Here is a 22,918-nt window from a genome sequence, read left to right as displayed (position 1 = left end):
TGATGATATTTAAAATTTCTAGTCCAATATTTTGCGCTAAAGTTGCATCTTTGGCAATAAAATTAGGGGCTAATGATTTTTTCAGATTAAAATTCGTTCAAACTAGTATAGACGACTACCCCAATTAAGCTTTTTACGTAGCACATTATAATAAGAATAATTTTTTGGGTGGATTAAGCGTAATTTTTTGTCAGCTTTACGTATAACTACCTCATCACCCGGTAATACGGCGAGTACAACATGGCTGTCACAGCTTACTTGTAAGCTATCAGTATTTTCTAAACTAAGCTTTAAACGCACTTCATTATCAGCATCCACCACTAAAGGGCGACTTGATAAAGTATGTGGAAACATCGGAACCAGTGACATTGCATTAAGCTCTGGTGTTAAAATAGGCCCACCGCCCGATAAAGAGTATGCCGTTGAGCCTGTTGGAGTCGACACAATCAAACCATCGGAGCGTTGAGAAAATACAAAGTCATCGTTTATAAAGGCTTCAAACTCAATCATATGTGCTACTTTATCAGCATGAAGCACTGCTTCGTTTACTGCAGAATTAGCGCTTTTAAGTTCGTTATGACGATACACTTCAACTTCTAATAAAAAACGTTTTTCTTCAATGTAATCACCGCTGAGTACCTGTTCTAAGCTACCCTCAAACCCTTCTGGATTCAAATCAGTTAAAAAGCCTAAATTACCTCTATTTACACCAATTACGGCTATATCAAAGCGAGCAAGTACCCGTGCAGCACCCAGCATGTTGCCATCGCCTCCAACCACAATCGCCAAGTCGGCACGCTCGCCTAAATCAACGAGCTTTACGAGTTTGTCACTCGGTACATCACTAAGTTGACTCCCTGTACGTTTTTCAACAATCACCTCAAAGCCTAAAGCTAATAAAAACGTATGTAATCGTTGTAAAGTAGCGGCAGCATTAGGATGATTTGGCTTACCAATCAAGCCGATAGTGTTAAAGGGAGAGTCCATAATAAATACACTGAGAGTTCTAATATTTGTAGAGTAACCTAAAACAGAAGTGTTTGAAAACACAGATCTTAGTAATAACCAGCGGATTTAATTAATTCACTGTAAAATTTAGATTTATTGTATTTTTTATACTTGAAATAATAATACTTAGCCCCGATATAACAGCTATGCATAAAGATGTAGATAACATGAAACTAAACCCACGAGATCAGCAAATATTTGCCGCTGTTATGAGTATGTACTGTAATGGCGATGGCTTACCTGTGCCGTCAACAAAAATTGCAAAGCAAAAAGGTATGGCGGTATGCTCTGCCACTGTGCGTAACGCGATGGCGCGCCTTGAAAAAATAGGCTTGTTGTATTCACCACATACATCGGCTGGCCGAGTGCCAACCAATGATGGGTTTGACTATTGGTTTGATGAGTTTTTTACGCTCAATGATATTGCTAATTATTGGCAACCTGAGCAGGCACAATTGGTTGAGCTAGCGCATGGCTTGAGTCAACGTTACCAAGTATGCTGTTGTGTGGGGCTACCGCAGGTTAGAACACAGCAGGTATTTAGGGTAGAAGTGCTCGACTTTGATGCAAACAACTGGCTTATTTTACTCTTAGATAGAGCAGGGCAGAGCCACAATATTTGTATTAATAAGCCTAATGACCCTAGCGATAGCCAACGCTATGAATTTGCTACTTGGCTCAATACGGTTTTTAGTCAACAATCTTTAATTGAAGGCCTCTACCGAATGCAGGCAATGGCCAATACGGCTCCGCGTAATTGTCATGACTCTTTAACTCAATGGACCCGTGAGCTAAGCCAAAAATTAGGCTCAGATAACAGTATCGTTGTTGGCGAAAACTACCTTTATAAAAAAATAGATTGTGAGCAAAGCCTTAATATTGGTGTATCATTTTTAAATTTTGTTGAAGATAAACTCGCTTTTAAAAATGGGGTCTCTATTCTCAATACTGAAAACTTACCGTTCAGTAGCTGCGATGAACTCATTGTGATTAGTGTGCCGTATTTTCAAAATCAAGAATATCAGAGTCGCTTTTGTGTTATTTGTCCAAAATCAGCGCAATTAGAGAAAATAATCCAAGAATTTAAATTATTAGAGCCATTGAGCTCTTGAATCTTTTTATTCAATCCCCATAATTACCGCAGTTGTAAAGAATTGGAGCGTATATTTTATGTCTGAGCAGACACAAAACCCAGAGCAAGAAGTAGAACTGAACGAAGAAGTGACGCAAATCGAAGCCGATGTTGAGGCGGCAGTTGAAGCAGCTGAGCAACATGCCGAGCAAGAGCAAAGCCCTGAAGCAGAAATTGCTATGTTATATGCCGAGCTTGAAACTGCAAAGCAAACTATTGCAGATCAAAAAGATAGCGTAGTTCGCGCTGCTGCAGATGTGGACAATATGCGTCGTCGCGCTGCACAAGATGTAGAAAAAGCACACAAATTTGCACTAGAAAAGTTTGCTAATGAATTACTCCCTGTTATAGATAACTTAGAGCGTGCTATTGAGTTTTCTGATAAAGAAAATGAAACGCTTAAGCCTTTACTTGAAGGCATTGATATGACAGTGAAAAGCTTTAACGACGCGGTAGCTAAATTTGGTGTTGAAATTGTAAACCCTCAAGGTGAGCAGTTTAACCCAGACTTTCATCAAGCAATGTCAATCCAACCAAGCAACGATGTAACCCCAAATACTGTTTTAGCAGTAATGCAAAAAGGCTACACATTAAACGGTCGTTTATTACGCCCTGCAATGGTCATGGTATCTAAAGCCGCTGACGCTTAATTAAGTATACAATTTAAAAATGCCTCATTATGAGGCATATTTTTTGTCTTTCAAATAATGTATTAACTGCACCAGTATTGTCAGTACCACCGCACTAAACATTAAACTAGAAAATGGAACCGCACTTTGTGCATGCATTACCGCTAATATAGGGCCTACTAATGCGCCACTACCAAAACGCAAGGTGCCGATAACCGCCGTAGCAGTTCCGGTATTTTGTTCAAACTTCATCAAAATTAATGAATCTGCATTACTTGCTATTATGCCTAAGCTCATCATTAACGGGGCAATAGCCGCAACAATAAAGTAAAGCGATAAATGCAACACACTAAAGCTGAGTAATGCTGTGCCAGATAAAAAACCACACATTAGCCCGTAATAAAGCATTTTTCGTGAGCCAATACGTGGCACTACGCGAGTATTTAAAAAGTTACCAAACATCAGCGCCATTACATTAAAAGCGAATAGCAGGCCAAACAATTGTTCCGATACTTTAAAAAAGTCGAGGTAAATATATGGAACCGAGGTTAAAAAGCAAAAAAAGCCAAACGACACAAACATCGAGCTTAAAATATCAGCGCGGGCGTGCGGGTTGCTTAATACCACTTTGTAACTCGAAAAGAATAGCGATAACCCTTTTCGATCATTTTTAAATATCGGGATATCGATTAAATAACGCTGCACAAAAAGTAAAATTACAAAGCTATAAGCCGCTAAAACAATAAAAATAGTCGACCAAAGCGAAAAGCCTAAAATAACTGAGCCGATAGAGGGGGCAAGTAAAGGCGCTATCATCATAATCATAGACACGTACGACATACCCTTAGCAGTATTTTTTTGATATATGTGTCTAATAATCCCTGGAACCACAACCGTAGCTGCCGCCCCTGTAAATGCCTGTACTGCTCTTAACAGCCAAAAAGTATGCACTTCAGTGGTAAATGCTAAAGCGAGTGAACTCAAGCCAAATAAACTGAGCCCTATTCGTGCCAGTTTACGCCTGCCAATTTGATCGGCTATGGGGCCAAAAAATAACATGCCCAATGCATAACCTGCTAAATAGATACTCAACGAGATTTGAACATTTGGCATGCTAGTATTGAGATCGTTGGCAATTACCAGCATAGCCGGTAAATACATATCAATGGCTAAAGGCGTGATTGCTACAATACTGGCTAATAAAGGCAATAAAATACGGGTATTAAAAGAAGAAGCCGAAGCGCTCATTTAAAAACTCAAAACAACGAATATAGGTTGGGCAGTATAGCAGGGCAATGGCGTTGGATAAACTTAGTTTGCCTGCTAACTTAATTGTTTAATCGCAAAAAGCAAAGATTTTAAACTAACACTGCGTTTGGTATTCTATACTCAGTAACAAACTTTTTTAGGGCATTATAATGAAGAAATTGGTTTTGGCAGTACTTGCCAGTGCAGTATTAGTAGGTTGTAAAACATCACCAACTGGACGCACACAGATTGCGCTTTACTCAGATCAACAAATGAGTCAAATGGGCACTGCGAGTTTTGCCCAAATGAAAAAAACGCAGCCGGTAAATAAAGACCCAAAAGTTAACAGTTACGTCAATTGTATTGCTGACAAAGTAGTAGCCGTGCTTCCTACAGATTATGCATCTCAAAATTGGGAAGTGGTGGTCTTTGAAGATGAATCTGCAAACGCTTTTGCATTGCCAGGTGGTTATATTGGCGTGCACACTGGATTATTAAAAATTGCTACAAATCAAGATCAGCTTGCAACTGTTTTAGGTCATGAAGTCGGTCATGTGATTGCAGAGCACTCAAATGAACGTGTTTCACAAAGCTCTATTTTACAAACCGGAATGAAAGTGGGCAGTGCGGCGCTTGAAATGGGTAACGTGCAATACCGCAATGAAATTATGCAAGGGCTTGGTCTTGGCGCTCAATATGGTGTGGTTTTACCGTTTAGTCGTTCACATGAGACAGAAGCTGACGTTATTGGTTTAGATTTAATGGCGCAAGCAGGTTTCAACCCTAAAGAGTCTGTTACGCTCTGGCAAAATATGAGTCAAGCGGGCAGTGGGGCAACGCCAGAGTTTTTATCAACTCACCCAGCACCAACAAGCCGTATTGCAAATTTACAATCGCAAATGAGTAAAGCGCTTAGTGAGCAAAAAACAGCTAAAGCACAAGGTAAAAATCCGCAGTGTAAGTTGTAATCAACCATAAAAAAACCTGTCTAATGACAGGTTTTATTTTTTAATAGTTAAGTATTTAATTATTAAAAAGTCCACTCTATGTGTACTTGTGGAACTGACTCTGTAACATCTGTACCAAGTTTGTTATGCCAGTACTGCCACTCCATACCTAACAGTAAGGTGTTTTCTTTCATTTCTAGCGCATGCCCCATATCCCATACAATAATAGGTTGAGCTAAAAACCAAGCGCGTACGTCATTACCAAACTCATCTTCACGCTCAGCAATATATTCCGCATGACCCTTAACACTAAATTTTTGTGAGCCAATCATAAATGGATATTCAAAAGCAACGTCAAACATCCAGCTGTTGGTTTCAATTGGCGCACCGCCTTTCGCAACACCTTCACTATCATCAATGTAGGCAGTCACAAGGGTTGAGAAGAAATTAAAACCAGGTACATCCCAGCTTAATTTTACACCCGGTAAGTATTTAACAACTTTAGCATCGCCTGCGGCATTAATACCCATGGTTAGGCCAACATCAACGAGCGCACCTGACGCTACTTTTTCGTCCATAACGGCCGATAAGCTAAGCGTAGAATAACCTTCAAAGTAAAAGTCTTGATCTTGGTAGTTATCGTCATTGCCATCAGTGCTGTAATCAATAAAGAAAAAGTTATCCCCATAGTCATGGCCTGAAGCATGTTGCAATGAATAAACCGTGGTGCTTGATTTTTGTTCAGTGAACGGGTTTTTATGATTACCGTTGTTAATATGAAGCGCAGTACTGCTCCAATTAGCAGCAGTAGCTGTTGAACTTAAGGCACACGCACTAAGTGCAACGAGAGGAAGTAAGTTTTTAATTTTCATAACCATATTTTATGTGACACGCTGAATACCACATTATAGCAAAGACGGTTAATTTGTTAATTATTTATTGTCATAAACAGTGTACTAGCATGTGGCTAATACACTGTTTAAAGAAGATTTAAGCTTTATTACGACGTAAACAAATAACCGCAATAGCGGTAAAAGCTAAAATAAAGCAGTAGTAAGATGAGGTTGATACTTCCCACGGGCTAATTTTAAATGTAGCACCAAGCAGAAGTGCTTGTGCGCCGTAAGGTAAAGACCCTTGGGTAACACAGGCAAAAATATCTAATAAACTGGCAGAACGTTTACCACTAATTTCGCCATCGTCAGCTAGCTTTTTAGCAATAGGGCCAGTCACAATAATAGACACTGTGTTGTTAGCAATACACATATTGCTGGTTAGCACTAATGCAGCTATCCCTAACTGATCCGCTACCTTGCGATGCCATTTTGCAATGACCTTAGTGATTGCTTGAATTTTTTGCGCGATGTAGTCGAGGCCGCCATTAATACGAATAAACTCAGAGAGGCCACCAATAAACATAGAGAGCAAAAATATTTCCTGCATGTCGCTAAAACCTTGGTAAACATCTTTTACAAAGCTGGCGCCTTCATAGCTTCCAGTAAAGCCCATCAATGCGGCGAAAACAATACCGCTTAACAGTACTACAAATACATTAAAGCCCATTACTGCCAGTACTAAAATAAAGGCATAAGGAAGTACTAATAAAATATCGTAGTCTTTGGTATCAACTACTTGTGCTGCAGGCGTTAAAAACAATAGTAATGCAATAGTAAGGATAGCGGCCGGAACAGCAATTTTAAGATTTTCTTTAAACTTATCTTTCATTTCACAGCCTTGCGTGCGGGTAGCTGCAATCGTAGTGTCGGAAATTATTGATAGGTTATCACCAAACATGGCGCCAGATACAATGGTACCGGCCATTAATGCGGGATCAATCCCTGTTTTCATTGATACTGCATAAGCAATTGGGCCAATAGCACCGATAGTTCCCATTGACGTGCCCATCGCAGTAGAGATAACCGCTGCAATTAAAAACAAACCAGGCAGAAGTAATGAAGGGGGAATAAGAGAGAGACCAGCATTAACAACCGCGTCAACGCCACCGGTTGCCCCTGCAACCGCAGAAAAAGCACCTGCTAATAAATAGATAAGGCACATGGTAATAATATTGTTATTACCCACGCCTTTAATAAAGGTTTCTACACTCTGATTAATACTGGCTTTGTTTAAGATAAAGGCTAAAACAATCGCAGGTAAAATAGCGACCGGTGCTGGGAGTTGATAAAATGCATAATCAACCCCTTGAGATTGCAAATATAAGCCTGAGCCTAAAAAAATAGCAACAAAGGTGAGTAGGGGTAGCAAAGAAAATCTTGCTTTATTTTTATCAAATGATGGCTGCATCATAATCCTCATTAATTATTCATAGCAATCGAAACCGATTGATATACTTAACAGCCAAAGCATCCCTCTTTTAGCTGAATTTAGTTGTTTGTTTTACTATCTAACCAGATAAGTAACTCAACAGCGCCCGCAAGCCAAAGACCAAATCGGCGCAAAAAAGAAGTTTAAATGTATAGATGGCTAAATGCAAAGACTATCTGTTATTATTATGAGGGTCTGTTGATCTTTCAAGGTTAAATTTGCAGCAGTCTGTTTGGTATTTAGGCAAGGCAGAGCCTATGTGGTGTGGTTATTCCCCATAAATAGGCGATAACGCAGCATCAATGCCAAACAGGCGCTGCCCGAAGGGTTCTGCCTAGGAGCGATTTACTCTTTGTTGCTCGGTTTTTACATAGCCCACTAGGTTACAAACCTCGCGCCACGATTAAACCGCTCCTAGTTTAAACAAATTTTAATCCGCAAAGGTCAACAGACCCTAAAATAATCGAAGCTTTTTTATAAGCTTTCCTGACTATTACATGAGTTTTAGATAAAATCTAGCTAACTAAAAAATACATAGGTTGTAAAAAGATGAATCGAGTAGGTGTGTTTGGTGCGAATGGCCGTATGGGCCTGGCACTTTTAGAAGCAGCAACAATCAATAAAAATTCACAATTAGCGGCGGCCTATGTACGCAGTGAGTCTGAGTTAGTCGGTCTATCGGTTAATCAACTTAATAGTGCAGCGGCTAAAGGCATTCACTTTAGCAGTGAACAGCAGGTTGAAAATGTAGATGTGCTTATAGACTTTACCCTTCCACAAGGCATGAGAAATCACTTAAAAACAGCTGTTGAGAAAAAAACACCTATGGTAATTGGCACCACTGGCTTAACTCATGATGATATGGCTCTATTAACCGATGCCGCTAAACATATCCCGATCGTATTTGCGCGTAATTATAGCGTGGGCGTAAATTTACTGCTTAACTTAGTGCAAACAGCAGCGACAAAATTAGGCGATGATTTAGATATTGAAATTTTTGAAGCGCATCATCGCCATAAAATCGATGCGCCATCGGGTACAGCATTAGCTATTGGCGAGTCGATTGCACAGGCTAAAGGGTGGGATCATGATGAGGTTGCTGTTTATGATCGTAACAACATAGAGCAGGCCAAATCACAAAATGAAATTGGCTATTCGGTGCTAAGAGGCGGCGATATAGTAGGTGAACACACAGCCTACTTCGCTACAATGGGCGAAAGACTTGAATTAACCCATAAAGCAAGTTCGCGAATGACCTTCGCGCTAGGTGCTATAAGAGCTGCGCAGTGGTTGAAAAATAAACCTGCAGGACTTTATGATATGCAAGATGTGCTAGATTTAAAGTAGTTAAGTTCCTTTTTTAACGCTTTGAGGTGGTTTTTTGGTATAACCACTTATTTATTACAATTTACTAATTAGCGTTAGACCTAAAAGCCAACTTCATGTAGAATACAGCCAATTTGCCAAAAATTACTAAATGCGTGTTTCCAATTATACTCATATGGTTAGCAAAACCGGGGTTTGTGTGGGAATAAAAAGAGTTTTAGGCAAGAAAAATGAATGAAGGTTTAGTGGTTTACATCGGCATCATTTAAGACTGCGTAAAACAATTTAAGCTCACAGAAATCAGGTTTTGACCAATTATTTGGGTATTGGCGGGGTGTTAAGCAATTTGTTTACTCCCGTTTTTTACTGTTAGGAGGTTTAACTTGACTAAATCCGCTCTGTTAGTCCTAGAAGACGGCACAGTGTTTCGCGGTACTGCAATCGGCGCTGACGGCATGTCAGTCGGTGAAGTAGTATTCAATACGTCTATGACTGGTTATCAAGAAATTTTGACTGATCCATCGTACGCGGAACAAATCGTAACTTTGACGTACCCACATATCGGTAATACGGGTACCAACAGCGAAGACGAAGAAGCGAGTCACATTTGGGCTAAAGGCCTAGTGATCCGTGATTTGCCACTGCTAGCAAGTAATTTTCGTAACGAGCAATCGTTAGATGATTACTTAAAAGAACGTAATATTTTAGGTATTGCGGACATCGACACCAGAAAACTAACCCGTATTTTGCGTGACAAAGGCGCACAAAATGGCTGTATTGTTGCTGGTGACGAACTAGACGAGAAAAAAGCGCTCGAAGCCGCGCAAGCCTTCCCAGGCTTAAAAGGTATGGATTTAGCAAAAGTTGTCTCAACCAAGGAAAATTTTGAGTGGCGCGAATCAAGCTGGACATTAGGCGAGGGGTTTAAAACCTTACACGCTGATGATGAAAAGTTTCATGTTGTTGCCTACGACTTCGGTGTTAAACGTAACATTTTACGTATGCTTGTTGATCGTGGTTGTAAACTGACCGTTGTCCCAGCACAAACCTCTGCCGCTGACGTACTAGCCTTAAACCCAGATGGTATTTTCTTATCAAACGGCCCTGGCGATCCTGAGCCATGTACTTATGCCATTGATGCAATTAAAACCTTTTTAGAAACCGACACGCCAATTTTTGGTATTTGTTTAGGGCATCAACTACTAGCACTTGCCTCAGGTGCTAAAACAGTAAAAATGAAGTTTGGCCACCATGGTGGTAACCACCCAGTTAAAGATCTTGACCGCGATGTTGTAATGATCACTGCACAAAACCACGGTTTTGCTGCAGATGAAGCCACATTACCAGATAACTTACGTGCTACGCACAAATCGTTATTTGACGGTACATTACAAGGTATTCACCGTACAGATAAACCAGCGTTTAGCTTCCAAGGTCATCCTGAAGCAAGTCCTGGTCCGCACGATGCAGCCCCATTATTTGACCACTTCATCGACTTGATGCAAGCGCGTAACCACTAATTTAACCGGAGTAATAATGCCAAAACGTACCGATATAAAAAGCATTCTTATCTTAGGCGCAGGCCCAATTGTAATTGGTCAAGCTTGTGAATTTGACTACTCTGGTGCTCAAGCGTGTAAAGCACTAAGAGAAGAAGGCTATAGAGTTATATTAGTTAACTCAAACCCAGCCACTATCATGACTGATCCAGAAATGGCCGATGCAACATACATCGAACCAATTCACTGGGAAGTGGTAGAAAAAATTATTGAAAAAGAAAAGCCAGATGCTGTACTGCCTACAATGGGTGGTCAAACGGCATTAAACTGTGCGCTTGATTTAGATAAGCACGGTGTATTGGCAAAGCATGGCGTTGAGCTTATTGGCGCAACAGCCGATGCAATCGATAAAGCAGAAAACCGTGAGCGTTTTGATGTTGCTATGCGTAACATCGGCCTTGAATGTCCACGTGCTGAAATTGCCCATTCAATGGATGAAGCGCGCGATACCATGACCCGAATCGGCTTACCGTGTATTATTCGTCCTTCTTTCACAATGGGCGGCACCGGTGGCGGTGTGGCTTACAACATGGAAGAGTTTGAAGAAATTTGTGAGCGCGGTTTAGACCTTTCACCAACCAGCGAGTTATTAATTGATGAATCGTTAATTGGTTGGAAAGAATACGAAATGGAAGTTGTTCGTGACAAAAAAGACAACTGTATTATCGTCTGTTCTATTGAAAACTTTGACCCAATGGGTGTGCACACAGGTGACTCAATCACGGTTGCACCAGCACAAACATTAACCGACAAAGAATACCAAATTATGCGTAATGCCTCTATGGCCGTATTGCGTGAAATTGGTGTTGAAACCGGCGGTTCAAACGTACAATTTGGTGTAAATCCAGTTGATGGCCGTATGGTTATCATCGAGATGAACCCGCGTGTATCACGTTCATCAGCGCTTGCATCTAAAGCAACAGGCTTCCCGATTGCTAAAATCGCAGCTAAGCTTGCTGTAGGTTACACGTTAGACGAGTTACAGAATGATATTACTGGCGGTAAAACCCCAGCATCGTTTGAGCCTTCAATCGATTATGTTGTAACAAAAATTCCTCGCTTTAACTTTGAAAAATTTGCCGGTGCAAACGACCGTTTAACAACGCAAATGAAATCAGTAGGCGAAGTAATGGCGATTGGTCGTAACCAACAAGAGTCATTACAAAAAGCATTACGTGGTTTAGAAGTAGGCGCAACGGGCTTTAACCCAATTGTGGCGCTTGACGACCCGAAAGCAAAAGAAAAAATCATTCGTGAATTACGTGAGCCTGGTGCAGAGCGTATTTGGTACATTGCCGATGCGATGCGCCATGGAATGAGCGTTGAAGATGTGTTCGAATTGACTAAGATTGACCCTTGGTACTTAGTACAAATTGAAGACATCCTAAAAGATGAAGCTAAAATTTCAGAAGTCGGTATGGCCGGCTTAAATGCAGACTTCTTGCGTAAACTTAAACGCAAAGGGTTTGCTGATCCGCGTATTGCAGAAATTGCTGGTGTGTCAGAAGCTGAAATTCGTAAAAAGCGCCATCAACTCAATATTGTACCTGTATACAAACGCGTTGATACGTGCGCCGCAGAATTTAGCTCAGACACTGCTTACATGTACTCATCTTACGATGAAGAATGTGAAGCTAACGCATCTGACCGTGATAAAATCATGGTAATTGGTGGCGGTCCTAACCGTATCGGCCAAGGTATTGAATTTGATTACTGTTGTGTACACGCAGCCCTTGCGCTTCGCGAAGACGGCTACGAGACCATCATGGTTAACTGTAACCCTGAAACGGTTTCTACCGATTACGACACATCTGATCGTTTATACTTTGAGCCAATTACGCTTGAAGACGTACTAGAAATTGTACGTGTTGAAAAGCCAAAAGGCGTTATCGTGCAGTACGGTGGTCAAACACCACTTAAACTAGCGCGTGAGCTTGAAGCTAACGGCGTGCCTGTAATTGGTACTTCACCTGATGCCATTGACCGTGCAGAAGACCGTGAGCGTTTCCAACAACTTGTTGAGCGTTTAGACTTACTGCAACCAGAAAATGCGACGGTTACCTCTACTGAAGAAGCACTACTTAAATCAGTTGAAATTGGTTTCCCACTGGTAGTGCGTCCTTCGTACGTATTAGGTGGTCGTGCGATGGAAATTGTATACGATGAGCAAGACTTACGTCGTTACATGACCGAAGCGGTATCTGCATCAAATGAAGCGCCAGTATTACTAGACCGTTTCTTAGATAACGCGATAGAAGTTGACGTTGACGCAATTTGCGACGGCGAGCAAGTGATTATTGGCGGTATCATGGAGCATATTGAACAAGCGGGCGTTCACTCTGGTGACTCAGCATGTTCATTACCAGCTCACTCGCTAACGCAAGAAGTGCAAGATGTGATGCGTAAGCAAGTAACTGATATGGCACTTGAACTTGGCGTAGTTGGTTTGATGAATACACAGTTTGCGGTTAAAGATGGCAAAGTGTATCTAATCGAAGTAAACCCACGTGCAGCACGTACAGTTCCATTTGTATCTAAAGCAACGGGTGTAGCACTTGCAAAAGTAGCGGCACGTTGTATGGCGGGTCAATCTTTAGCAAGCCAAGGCATTACTAAAGAAGTGATTCCACCTTACTACAGCGTAAAAGAAGTGGTATTGCCATTTGCTAAGTTCCAAGGTGTGGATCCTATCCGTGGACCTGAAATGCGCTCAACGGGTGAAGTAATGGGTGTTGGTGATACTTTCGCCGAAGCGTTTGCAAAAGCACAATTAGGTGCAAGCAACACTTTACCACGTGGTGGTCGCGCGTTACTATCTGTACGTAATAGCGATAAGCCACGTATTGTAGAACTAGCTAAAACCATGACAGAACTTGGTTTTGAGCTAGATGCAACAGGTGGAACAGCTGCTGCACTTGAAGATGCTGGAATTACGGTTCGCCGTGTAAATAAAGTATACGAAGGTCGTCCGCACATTCTTGATAGAATCAAAAATGGCGAGTATAGCTATATCGTTAATACCACCGAAGGTCGCCAAGCGATTGAAGATTCGAAGGTGTTACGTCGTGGTGCATTGCAACACAAAACCAATTATACTACGACATTGAATGCGGCATTTGCTAACTGTACTGCTAACCAAGCAGATGACCGCAGTAAAGTGACGTCTGTTCAAGAACTACACCTGCGATTGAACTAAGGAAATGTGCCAAGGCCGTAACCACGGCCTTGGGATTAAGTGAGAAAAGTATGCAATCAATTCCAATGACAGTTCGTGGCGCAAAATTATTGCGCGATGAGCTTAACGAATTAAAAACTGTTACCCGTCCAAAAATTGTATCTGATATTGCTGATGCACGTGAACACGGTGACTTAAAAGAAAATGCTGAGTATCACGCTGCGCGTGAGCAACAGGGTTTTTGTGAAGGCCGTATTCAAGAAATTGAAGCAAAACTTTCAAACATGCAGATGATTGACGTAACAAAGATGCCTAATACAGGTAAAGTGATTTTTGGTACTACAGTAACCATCGTTAATGTTGAAACCGACGCTGAAGTTAAATATCAGATTGTTGGCGATGATGAAGCAGATATTAAAAGTAATTTAATTTCTGTTAATTCACCAATTGCTCGCGGCTTAATTGGTAAACAAGCGGATGACGCTGTGATTATCAAAACGCCAAAAGGTGATGTAGAGTACGAAATCATTGAGGTTGAGTATATTTAATTAGTTAACTCACTTTAACGTTTTATAAAAACCAGTGCTTAGTAATAAGCACTGGTTTTTTTATGCTTGGTTTTTATATTTGGTTTAGAATCGGTTGAATATTATTCATTGTTTGTAAATGTAGGCTATGTTGTTATGGTAGTAACCTATTCTTCAATAAGGAAATAATATGGCAAATATACTGTATCCGGCACCTTTAACAGTGGGATCTAAAATCGCCGTGTGTTCTTTATCAGCGGGGATCAAATCAAAATATCATCCACGGTTAGATATTGTCATTAATGGCTTAAAACATCGAGGTTATCAGATTGTTGAGGGGGAGTTTTTACGTCAAAACGAGCCGCGAACTCAAGTTACAGCTAAGCAGCATGCCAAGCAATTAATGGACTTTTTATTAGATGATGAAATAGATGCGATCATGCCGCCAATGGGCGGAGAGCTGGCAATGGAAATATTGCCTCTGCTTGATTTTAGCGCAATTAAAAACGCTAAACCTAAATGGTTAGTGGGCTATTCAGATGTCAGTACGATTGCTTGTGCACTGACAGCAAAATGTAATTGGGCAACACTGCATAGCGCTAATTTAATTCAATTACACCCTGATGAAAAAGACCCGTATTGTTTACAAATTTTTGAAAGCCTAAGCTATGAGGCTAGCAGTGAGTTTGAGCAAGCCCCCTCGACTTACCATCAACATAGCAAGCCTGATTACGCACAAAACCCGAATGCATTATTTGATCACAGCGTTCCCACCCAATGGCAATGTTTAAATTACACCGATAAGCGCAGTATTGAAATGTCAGGGCGGTTGTTTGGTGGGTGTCTTGATACGGTTGGGCTGTTACTTGATTCGCCTTTTTTAGCTCTGCATGAGTTTAAAAAGCACAATGCCTCGCAAGGTATTGTACTTTATTTAGAAAGCGCAGAGCTCACGCCAGCGACCGTTGCACGATTTTTATTGTCACTTAAATTAGCGGGCATGTTTGATGATATAAATGGGGTGATTATTGGTCGTCATGTGACCTTACAAGGGCAAGACCCAGGGTTTGATTATCGCCAAGGCTTAAATGCCGCTTTTGGTGGGTGTTTATTTCCGGTGATCATTGATGCTGATATTGGCCACATTCCTCCTAATTTAAACTTAGTTAATGGTGCATTATGCACTGTTACCGCAGATGTTGAACAAGGCAAAGTGCTCAGTGCATCTGTGGTTACAAAACTAGCCTAGTAATAATAAACTGCTCACTTACTATTTAAAGTGAGCAGTTATGACTTATAAAACCTGAATAATTTGTTCTTTGCTTAAACGTGATTTTGGCAGCTTAGCATTGTAGTCTTCTTCTGCGTCATGGTAGCCCAGCGCAAGTGCGACATCACAGATGTAGCCGTCTAATTCGCTTGCGAACTCTTCGCCAATCAGTTGTGCATCAACGCCTTCCATCGGTGTGGTATCAATCCCTAAGCGTGCTGCTGCATGCATAGTATTGCCTAAAGCAATGTAGGTTTGTGCTTTAGTCCAGGCGGCATTATTACCCTGCTCATCGGTATTTAAATCCACAAACGCAAAGGCGCCAAAAGCTTGCTCGCGGTTTTCTTTTTGAGTTCGGCCATTTTTTATATCAGCATCAATCACTTGGCCATAATTTTCACGTGTGTATTGTGGATTATGAGCAAATAAAATAATGTGTGACGCCGCTTTAATGTGTGGCTGATTAAATTGAAACTTATTAGCAAAGGTACTGTGCATACGCTCTTTTGCGGCATCAGATTCAATCACAATAAATTTCCAAGGCTGTGAATTAATAGACGAAGGAGAAAGACGCATAGCATCATACAATACCGCTAAATCGTCTTGAGAAATGCGCTTTGTAGCATCATAACGTTTAGCGGTGTGGCGGCTTTCAAGATCGCGAATAATAGGGTGAGTCATAGTCTCTCCATAATAAAAAAGGGCTGATAAATAGTGTTCATTGAGTGTATGAGCAGCATAATACAATTTGCTTTATTTAAAATAAACAGCATAATTATTGAATCATTATCAAATAAAAATAGATAATATGCAGGTTGATGACTTAAAACTGATTTTAAAAGTAGCGGAGTGTCGAAGCATTACGCTAGCAGCAGCCAAGTTAGATATGCGCACAGCAACGGCCAGTGCTGCTATTAAGCGTGTAGAGTTGGCACTTGGCTGTGAATTATTTATTAGAACCACTCGGCATTTGCGTTTATCTAGTGCAGGGGAGCGATACATTCCCCAATGCGAACAAGCTCTGGCCGTGCTTGAAACGGCAAGGCAAAACCTTAAAGGAGAACATGATGCCATTGAAGGGGAGTTACGGGTAGCTACCTCATCTGATTTAGGGCGCAACTTAGTGATCCCTTGGATTGATGAAATCATGGATAAGTACCCAAGTGTGAGCTTGCGTACGCACATTAGCGATAGCAATATTGATTTTTTTCGTGATTCGGTTGATATAGCACTACGTTATGGCTCACCCAGTGATAGCAGTGTATATGGATTTAAAATTTGCAACGTACCGCGACTACTTTGTGCTACACCTACCTATTTAGCTAAATATGGTGAGCCAGAGCACCCAGATGATTTAGCGCAGCATCACGGATTATTTTACCAGCTGCAAGATATTATCAATAATGTGTGGGAATTTACCGACGGCGGGAAAAAATACAAAGTAAAAATGCAGGGCAAACGTGCCTCAAATGATGGCGATTTAGTTAGGCGTTGGTGTGTTGCAGGTAAAGGTTTAGCGGTTAAATCAGCGTTAGATATTGCCGATGACTTATTAAATAAACGCGTTGTTACTGTGATGAATAATTACCAGCATACCTGTGGTGAGCTGTGGCTCATTTGCCCAAGCAGGCAATCGATTACTCCCGCTGTACGACTATTGCGTGATGTGTGCAGAGAAAAAACCGCTCACTTATTGAATCAGCTAGTAAAGCAGGGGATTGTTGATAAACGCATATTAATTAACGAGTAACAAATACACGTTTAGTAACGTTAACTTAAATAGTTTTTAAAAAACGCCAAGGTTCGCTGCCAAGCAAGTTCGGCACTCTTTTCATCGTAACGGCCAGTTGAGTCATTGTGGAAACCATGGTTTGCACCTTCATACTTATGCATGATGAACTCAACATTGTTAGCATTTAAGCTTTGCTCATACTCAGGCCATGTAGCGTTAACCCGTTTATCAAGTTCACCTAATTGAATCATTAACGGCGCTTTTATATTTTTGTGTAAGCTTTCACTTGCAGGTGTGCCATAAAAGGGCACGCCCGCGCTCAATAAGTTACTGTCTACTGAGCCTAAATAATTAACAATATAGCCACCAAAACAAAAACCAACCGCGCCTAATTTACCATTACTATTTGGCTGTGCTTTTAAAAAGTGAGCAGCGGCTACAAAATCATTTTGTATTTTAGTGCTCAAGGGTACGTTGCATGGCTCGACCTTCATCGTCGTTGCCTGGGTAGCCACCCAGTGGGTGCAACGCATCAGGGGCAAAGGCAATAAAGCCGGCTTTAGCCAGTCGCCTTGCAACATCTTTTACATACGGATTTAAGCCGCGATTCTCGTGTACTACTAATACAACAGGTAGCTTGCCTTGTGTATTTTTTGGAACCACTAAATAGCCTTTACCCGAACCATGACCATCAGGCGAATCAAATTCTTGGTAAGTGGCTTTTATGTCATCGTCGTTAAATGAGACCTGCTCAGCTTGAGCGTAATTAGGTAATAATGCACCTGTAAGTACTGTCATTGAAAAGCCCAATGCGGCTAAGCCACCGAGTTTTTTCATAAACGTGCGTCTATCAATTAAACCATGAGCGTATTCGTCATACCAATCAAATGCTTCTTGAGGAATGTGTTCAGACTGAGGGGAGGTCATAGTAGTGCCTTATTTTATTATGATTATTTAATACCATAACGTAAAAGGCATAAAAAACGAGCAGTTTAATTTATAAATAAAAAGCTCGGCATAATTATGCCGAGCTTTTTTGGTTGGGATTTTACTGAATTAACTATTGGTCGTTGCTGGTTGGCCATCGACAATAGGGTCTTTACCGCGCCACTTTCGAATTATGCGTTTTGTATCTTCAAGCGCAACGTACTGACACGGTATAAGAATAAGCGTAATTACTGTGGCAAACAGCACACCAAAGGCGAGTGATACTGCCATAGGTATTACAATTTTTGCTTGTAAACTGGTTTCCATAATAATCGGCATTACGCCAATAAAAGTAGTGACTGAGGTTAGTAATATGGCTCTAAAGCGACGCGCTCCGGCTTGCATTACCGCTTCTTTTATTGCCACACCTTCTGCACGGGCTTTGTTTACAAAATCCACCATAACAAGCGAATCATTAACCACTATACCGGCTACAGCGATAATGCCGAACATTGATAGCCCGCTCATGGTCATACCTAAAGCCATATGACCGAACATAGCACCCACAACACCAAATGGGATCACCGACATAATGATCAGTGGCTGAGAATATGAGCGAAGCGGGATGGCCAGTAGCGCAAAAATAATCATTAATGAGATTGCAAAATCACGTAGTTGTTCATTAGCACTTTCCATCTCTTCTTGAATACGCCCAGCAACATTACTTTTTACACCAGGGTAGTTTTTAAGCAGTGCCGGTAAGTAAACATCACGAATTTCTTGTGCAATGGCAAATGGCTCTACTTCGTCACTATTAACCGCAGCCCACACATTAACAGTACGATTTGAGTTTTCACGTCTGATACTGCTTACGCCGTCAACTAGCTTGACTATAGCTATTTCACTCAAAGAAACTTCAGCGCCCGCAGGAGTGATAATACGCGTATCTTGAATGTTGCTTATTGAGTTACGCTCGCTTTGCGGGTAACGAATCATTACTTTGATTTCTTCACCTTCACGCAGAATACGCTGTGCTTCAAGGCCGTAATAGCTAAAGCTTACTTGAGAGGCCACATCAGCAAGGGTTAAGCCCATACTGTAAGCAAGTGGTTTTAAATCAAGTTGCACTTCGTCGGTGGCACTTTGCAGTGAGTCATTTACATCACCTACACCTTCCATACTTTGTAACTTAGCTTTTAGTTTGCTAGATACCTCTTTTAACTCGTCGGCATTTTTTCCTTCGAGTCTAAAGCTAACGTCGCCATCATCACGACCACCACCAAAAATACTATCTTGAATGGTGAGTGTTTTAAGCCCCGGTAGCGGTGGCATTTTTTCACGCCACATAGTGCTTAGCTCAAAGGTATCGATTGGGCGTAAGTGAGGCTCTACTAAAATGGCCATAATACTCGCATTAGTACGACCACGCAGACTAACAGACAAATCACGGATCATAGATTGGCCATACTGCTGCTCTAGTTCTTTATCGACGCTCAGTAATACATTTTCTATTTTACGCGCTGTTTCAAGCGTGGCTTGCTCAGAAGAGGCAAGGTTCATTTCTAGCGATATACGCGGAAAATCATGCGGAATTTTAGGATTTGGTACAAATTTAACCATTCCACCGGCAAAGAGTCCTGCACTGACAATTAAAATACATAAAAAGCCAATAATCACGGTATAGCGATAATGGATACAACGACCGATAAATGGAGTGTAATAATGTTCAACAAAATGCTTTAAGCCACTATCAACTGCATTACGTAATTTATGTAATGGGTTTTTAGGATTAGGCTTACGCGGGTTCATTGCTGCGATGTGTGCAGGTAAAATTAGTTTTGATTCAATCAGTGAAAAAATTAAGCATAAAATAATCACTACACCAATTGCTTTCGAAAACGCAGCGCTCGGCCCTGAAGCCATTGCTTGAGGTAAAAATGCAGCAATAGTGGTTAGTACACCAAAGGTTGCTGGCATGGCTACACGTTTTACACCACGAATAACGTTGTTAAGTGAGTGCCCATGTTTTTCAATTTCAGCACTGGCCGACTCACCTACAACAATGGCATCATCAACCACAATCCCTAAAACAATAATAAAGGCAAACAAAGACACCATATTAATAGTAATGTCTAAAAAGCCGATAGGCATAAATAAGAATGCCCCTAAGAAAGACACTGGGAGGCCCATCATTACCCAAAACGCTAATCTAAGTGGTAAAAACAGCGCTAATACCAGCATAACTAAAATACCGCCCCACACCATATTATCGACCATCATGTCGAGGCGACCTTCAAGGTAGTATGTTAAATCAACGATGGGTGATAACTTAACGCCTGCAGGAAGTTGATTTGCTTTGTCTGCTAGGTACTTTTTAAGGACTTTAGCAACAACGGTAATGTCTTGATCTTTTGAGGCATCAATTTCAAACGACAGTGAATTTTTGCCGTTGTATTTAGAATATAGTAAGCCTTCTTCAAAGCCATCATTAATGGTGGCTACATCGCCTAATTTAATTTGAGCACCGTCTGGTAATGTAATTAGCGGTAATTTTTCAAATTCACCGCCACGATAGGCTTGCTTTTCGACACGCATCGAAATGTAGCCAGTATCAGAGCGAATTTGCCCCGCCGACATATTAGTAGAAAAGCTTTGTACCGCATTAGATACATCTCTAAATGTGAGTCCATATTCGCGAAGTTTATCAGGGCTAATTTCAATACCAATTTCGTAGTCTAAGCCACTGTAAAAATCAACTAGGTTTACATGAGGAAGGTTTTGCAATTCATCTTTAATATCATTGCCAAGTTCTTTTAATTGGTAATAACTCATATCACCATAAAGCGCGAGTATCATTACTTCTTGCTGAAATTTTTCACGCTGAACAACAGGGCGTTCCATACCCGCAGGAAACGTATTAATTGAATCTACTTGCGCTTTTATTTCATCTAGCGCTTCTTTGGCGTCATATTTTTCTTCAATCTCAACCCAGGCTTGTGCATAGCCTCGATTAGAATAAGTGATTAAACGCTTTATACCTTCGGTTCCTTCAAGGTTTTCTTCAATTTTTATAGTAATGCCTTCTTCCACTTCTTGTGGTGCGGCACCAGGGTAAACAGCTTGAATACTTACCCAGTTACTTTCAAATTGAGGGAATGCTTGCTTACGAATGGTTAGCGCGGTTAACAACCCACCAATCAAGATAAAAATCATGATTAGGTTAGCTGCAACGGGGTTACGCGCAAACCACGCAATTAACCCTTTTTCATCAGTTGTGGTCATCGTTTACTCTCCTTTTAATGCAAGTTGAGTAACGTCTGGTTTGGTCACAGTGTCTTCAATTTTTACTGCCATTCCTTCGCTAGGGTATTCAAGAGCAGAAGTTATCAGTTGTTCTCCCTCTGCTAAGCCTTGATTTGCGATGACCATGCCATCTTGTTCGCGAATAATATTGAGTGTTTTAAATGACAAAGTTAAATCATCGTTTAACACTGCAATTTTATTATTTTTAACCAGATGATGAGGAACAACAATAGCGCCATTAACGGCGCGACCTTCAATTGTAGCGTTTATATATGAGCCAAAACGAAGTGGCTGAACCCCTTCATATGGGGTTTGAAGTTGGGCAACCAAATAACTCATTCGGCTTTTTTGATCAATCACACCTTCACTTCGTACCACTTTAGCCTGCCATGTAGTTTCTTTACCTGCGTATTGTGCATTAAATTCAACTGTTGCGCCTATGCCACTATTATTAAGGTATTGCAGCTCTTTATCGGCAACAGGTAAACGCACCTCGGCGACCTCAGTTGAACTAAGAGAGCCAAAGCTATTACCAGGATTAACTACAGAGCCTAAACTAATGCTGCGCTCGTTTATAATCGCATCGTAGGGAGCTTTAATATATGTGCGTTCTAAATTACGTTTAGCACGTTTTACACTTGCTTGGGCTGAGCGATATCGCGCCATTTTTTCTGCTAATTGCGGTTTACGTAAATACAGTGCTGATGCAGTAACATCGCTTGAGTCTGCTTTAATGCGTTCCCATTCGGCTTTAGCAACATGCGCTTGTGCGCGTTCAATTTCGAGTGCTGAGCTTGCTTGGGCAAGGCCTGCCTCTGCTTCAATTAAATCAGCTTCATAATCATTTGGATCAATTCGTGCTAAAATGTCGCCTTGCTTTACAAAGGCACCTTCAACAAATTGTCCTGCAACTGAAATAACTTGGCCACTCACCTGAGCAATCAATTCAGTGCGGTCTTTTGGTTGCACAATACCGTACGATTTTACATCGAGGGTAATTGCATCAAGGTGGACTGGTTGTGCTGCAACCAAAGGGCGCATGTCTTGGGGGGGCTTTTCTTCTGGTGGCTTTTTCATTGCAGAAAAGCCTGCTGCGAGGCCAATGCCACCAACAAGGACCGCGATCGGAAGTATTATTTGTTTTTTAGTCGCCACAGGGCATTCCTTCATAAATTGTGCTGATGGGCTAATGATACGCAATAAAGTGTTTACAGTGTGTTTGAAGATGTAACAAGTCATTGCACAAAGCGGTTACAAATAGAACGAAACACGCTATTTATGTACAAAGCAGCAACAAAACAATTGAAATTTATTACTGAGGTTAGAATGAAAACACAATCAATGGCGTGCCGTTTAGGCTGTGGAGCATGTTGTATTGCGCCGAGTATTAGCTCGCCAATTCCAGGTATGCCAAACGGTAAAAAGGCCGGAGAACGTTGTATTCAGCTGGATGAACGTAATTTATGCAAGCTATTTGGTGATGAGTCGCGCCCAAAAGTGTGCAGTGACTTTAGTGCCACGTTAGATGTATGCGGGACAACCAATGAGCAAGCATTAACGTTAATTACCGAATTAGAGCAATTAACCTAATTTATTGTATTAAATACACATATATTTACAATTAATACGTTTGAAAAGTGTAGACACTTACTTTGTGTTTCTAAAACCCATACTCAGAGAAGAAAATTACGTATCTACTTTACATTGTCGCTAGTGTTACCTCATTTATTTCTCATTTAATTCTCTCAGTTCATAATTTTTTAATTATAAATGCACAAAGAGGGCGAAGAGGCGCTGCGCTTTAAGAGTG

The 22,918-nt window shown here is 41.0% G+C and carries 17 protein-coding genes and 1 pseudogene; 10 read left to right on the top strand and 8 right to left on the bottom strand.

The genetic code is table 11. From position 1 onward, the window contains the following. Window positions 1-102: 102 nt before the first annotated feature. Window positions 103-987 (bottom strand): NAD(+) kinase, encoded by an 885-nt coding sequence (nadK, locus tag FLM54_RS09100; protein ID WP_008464501.1) that lies wholly within the window; start codon window positions 985-987, stop codon window positions 103-105. Window positions 988-1,154: 167 nt separating this feature from the next. On the opposite strand from nadK, the gene FLM54_RS09095 reads away from it, so the two are divergent. After that, window positions 1,155-2,120: an HrcA family transcriptional regulator gene (locus FLM54_RS09095; RefSeq protein WP_054201107.1), complete on the top strand. Its 966-nt coding sequence runs from the start codon at window positions 1,155-1,157 to the stop codon at window positions 2,118-2,120. Between the two features lie 58 nt (window positions 2,121-2,178). Continuing rightward, complete coding sequence (gene grpE / locus FLM54_RS09090; RefSeq protein WP_178956218.1) at window positions 2,179-2,790, top strand: nucleotide exchange factor GrpE; 612 nt, start codon at window positions 2,179-2,181, stop codon at window positions 2,788-2,790. Between the two features lie 27 nt (window positions 2,791-2,817). On the opposite strand, the gene FLM54_RS09085 is transcribed toward grpE, so the two are convergent. Continuing rightward, entirely contained in the window at window positions 2,818-4,017 is a 1,200-nt protein-coding gene (locus FLM54_RS09085) for a Bcr/CflA family efflux MFS transporter (RefSeq protein WP_178956217.1), read from the bottom strand. Window positions 4,018-4,187: 170 nt separating this feature from the next. Here FLM54_RS09085 and FLM54_RS09080 point away from each other — a divergent pair, with 170 nt between their 5' ends. After that, on the top strand, window positions 4,188-4,985 hold the full coding sequence (locus FLM54_RS09080; protein ID WP_138571377.1) for a M48 family metallopeptidase: 798 nt from the start codon (window positions 4,188-4,190) through the stop codon (window positions 4,983-4,985). A gap of 62 nt (window positions 4,986-5,047) precedes the next feature. Here FLM54_RS09080 and FLM54_RS09075 read toward each other — a convergent pair whose 3' ends face one another. Continuing rightward, a complete protein-coding gene (locus FLM54_RS09075) occupies window positions 5,048-5,836 on the bottom strand; it encodes a hypothetical protein (protein ID WP_055012946.1) in 789 nt (262 codons plus the stop codon). A 118-nt stretch (window positions 5,837-5,954) separates the two neighbouring features. Further along, window positions 5,955-7,268, bottom strand: coding sequence for a Na+/H+ antiporter NhaC family protein (locus tag FLM54_RS09070; protein ID WP_178956862.1), 1,314 nt, complete (start codon window positions 7,266-7,268; stop codon window positions 5,955-5,957). Window positions 7,269-7,838: 570 nt separating this feature from the next. On the opposite strand from FLM54_RS09070, the gene dapB reads away from it, so the two are divergent. The 5 genes from dapB to FLM54_RS09045 all read left to right on the top strand — a co-directional run bounded on the left by dapB (window position 7,839) and on the right by FLM54_RS09045 (window position 15,125). Next, complete coding sequence (dapB, locus tag FLM54_RS09065; RefSeq protein ID WP_178956216.1) at window positions 7,839-8,636, top strand: 4-hydroxy-tetrahydrodipicolinate reductase; 798 nt, start codon at window positions 7,839-7,841, stop codon at window positions 8,634-8,636. A 362-nt stretch (window positions 8,637-8,998) separates the two neighbouring features. After that, window positions 8,999-10,135, top strand: coding sequence for a glutamine-hydrolyzing carbamoyl-phosphate synthase small subunit (carA, locus tag FLM54_RS09060; protein WP_008113125.1), 1,137 nt, complete (start codon window positions 8,999-9,001; stop codon window positions 10,133-10,135). A gap of 16 nt (window positions 10,136-10,151) precedes the next feature. After that, window positions 10,152-13,370, top strand: coding sequence for a carbamoyl-phosphate synthase large subunit (gene carB / locus FLM54_RS09055; protein WP_178956215.1), 3,219 nt, complete (start codon window positions 10,152-10,154; stop codon window positions 13,368-13,370). Window positions 13,371-13,420: 50 nt separating this feature from the next. After that, a complete protein-coding gene (gene greA / locus FLM54_RS09050; protein WP_010388635.1) occupies window positions 13,421-13,897 on the top strand; it encodes a transcription elongation factor GreA in 477 nt (158 codons plus the stop codon). Between the two features lie 169 nt (window positions 13,898-14,066). Then, window positions 14,067-15,125: a S66 peptidase family protein gene (locus FLM54_RS09045; protein WP_178956214.1), complete on the top strand. Its 1,059-nt coding sequence runs from the start codon at window positions 14,067-14,069 to the stop codon at window positions 15,123-15,125. Window positions 15,126-15,170: 45 nt separating this feature from the next. Here the strand turns inward: FLM54_RS09045 and FLM54_RS09040 are convergent, their stop codons facing one another. Beyond that, the gene (locus FLM54_RS09040; RefSeq protein WP_178956213.1) at window positions 15,171-15,827 is read right to left on the bottom strand and encodes a nitroreductase family protein; all 657 of its coding nucleotides are present in this window, start codon (window positions 15,825-15,827) and stop codon (window positions 15,171-15,173) included. A 127-nt stretch (window positions 15,828-15,954) separates the two neighbouring features. Between FLM54_RS09040 and FLM54_RS09035 the strand changes: the two genes are divergently transcribed. Continuing rightward, window positions 15,955-16,896 carry a LysR family transcriptional regulator gene (locus FLM54_RS09035; RefSeq protein ID WP_178956861.1) on the top strand — a complete coding sequence of 314 codons (942 nt, stop codon included), beginning with the start codon at window positions 15,955-15,957 and terminating at the stop codon, window positions 16,894-16,896. Window positions 16,897-16,916: 20 nt separating this feature from the next. Here the strand turns inward: FLM54_RS09035 and FLM54_RS09030 are convergent. From FLM54_RS09030 to FLM54_RS09020, 3 genes and pseudogenes are all read right to left on the bottom strand, one after another. Then, window positions 16,917-17,805, bottom strand: a pseudogene (locus FLM54_RS09030) (dienelactone hydrolase family protein). A gap of 129 nt (window positions 17,806-17,934) precedes the next feature. Further along, a complete protein-coding gene (locus FLM54_RS09025) occupies window positions 17,935-21,087 on the bottom strand; it encodes an efflux RND transporter permease subunit (protein WP_178956212.1) in 3,153 nt (1,050 codons plus the stop codon). Window positions 21,088-21,090: 3 nt separating this feature from the next. Next, window positions 21,091-22,263, bottom strand: a complete 1,173-nt coding sequence (locus FLM54_RS09020; protein ID WP_178956211.1) for an efflux RND transporter periplasmic adaptor subunit — start codon at window positions 22,261-22,263, stop codon at window positions 21,091-21,093. A gap of 171 nt (window positions 22,264-22,434) precedes the next feature. Between FLM54_RS09020 and FLM54_RS09015 the strand changes: the two genes are divergently transcribed. Then, window positions 22,435-22,698 carry a YkgJ family cysteine cluster protein gene (locus FLM54_RS09015; protein ID WP_041708812.1) on the top strand — a complete coding sequence of 88 codons (264 nt, stop codon included), beginning with the start codon at window positions 22,435-22,437 and terminating at the stop codon, window positions 22,696-22,698. Window positions 22,699-22,918: the final 220 nt, after the last annotated feature.

This window comes from Pseudoalteromonas sp. Scap25 (genome assembly GCF_013394125.1).
Taxonomy (GTDB): domain Bacteria; phylum Pseudomonadota; class Gammaproteobacteria; order Enterobacterales; family Alteromonadaceae; genus Pseudoalteromonas.
Note: the sequence above shows the minus strand (reverse complement) of the source record. Positions and strands in the feature narration are given on the sequence as shown.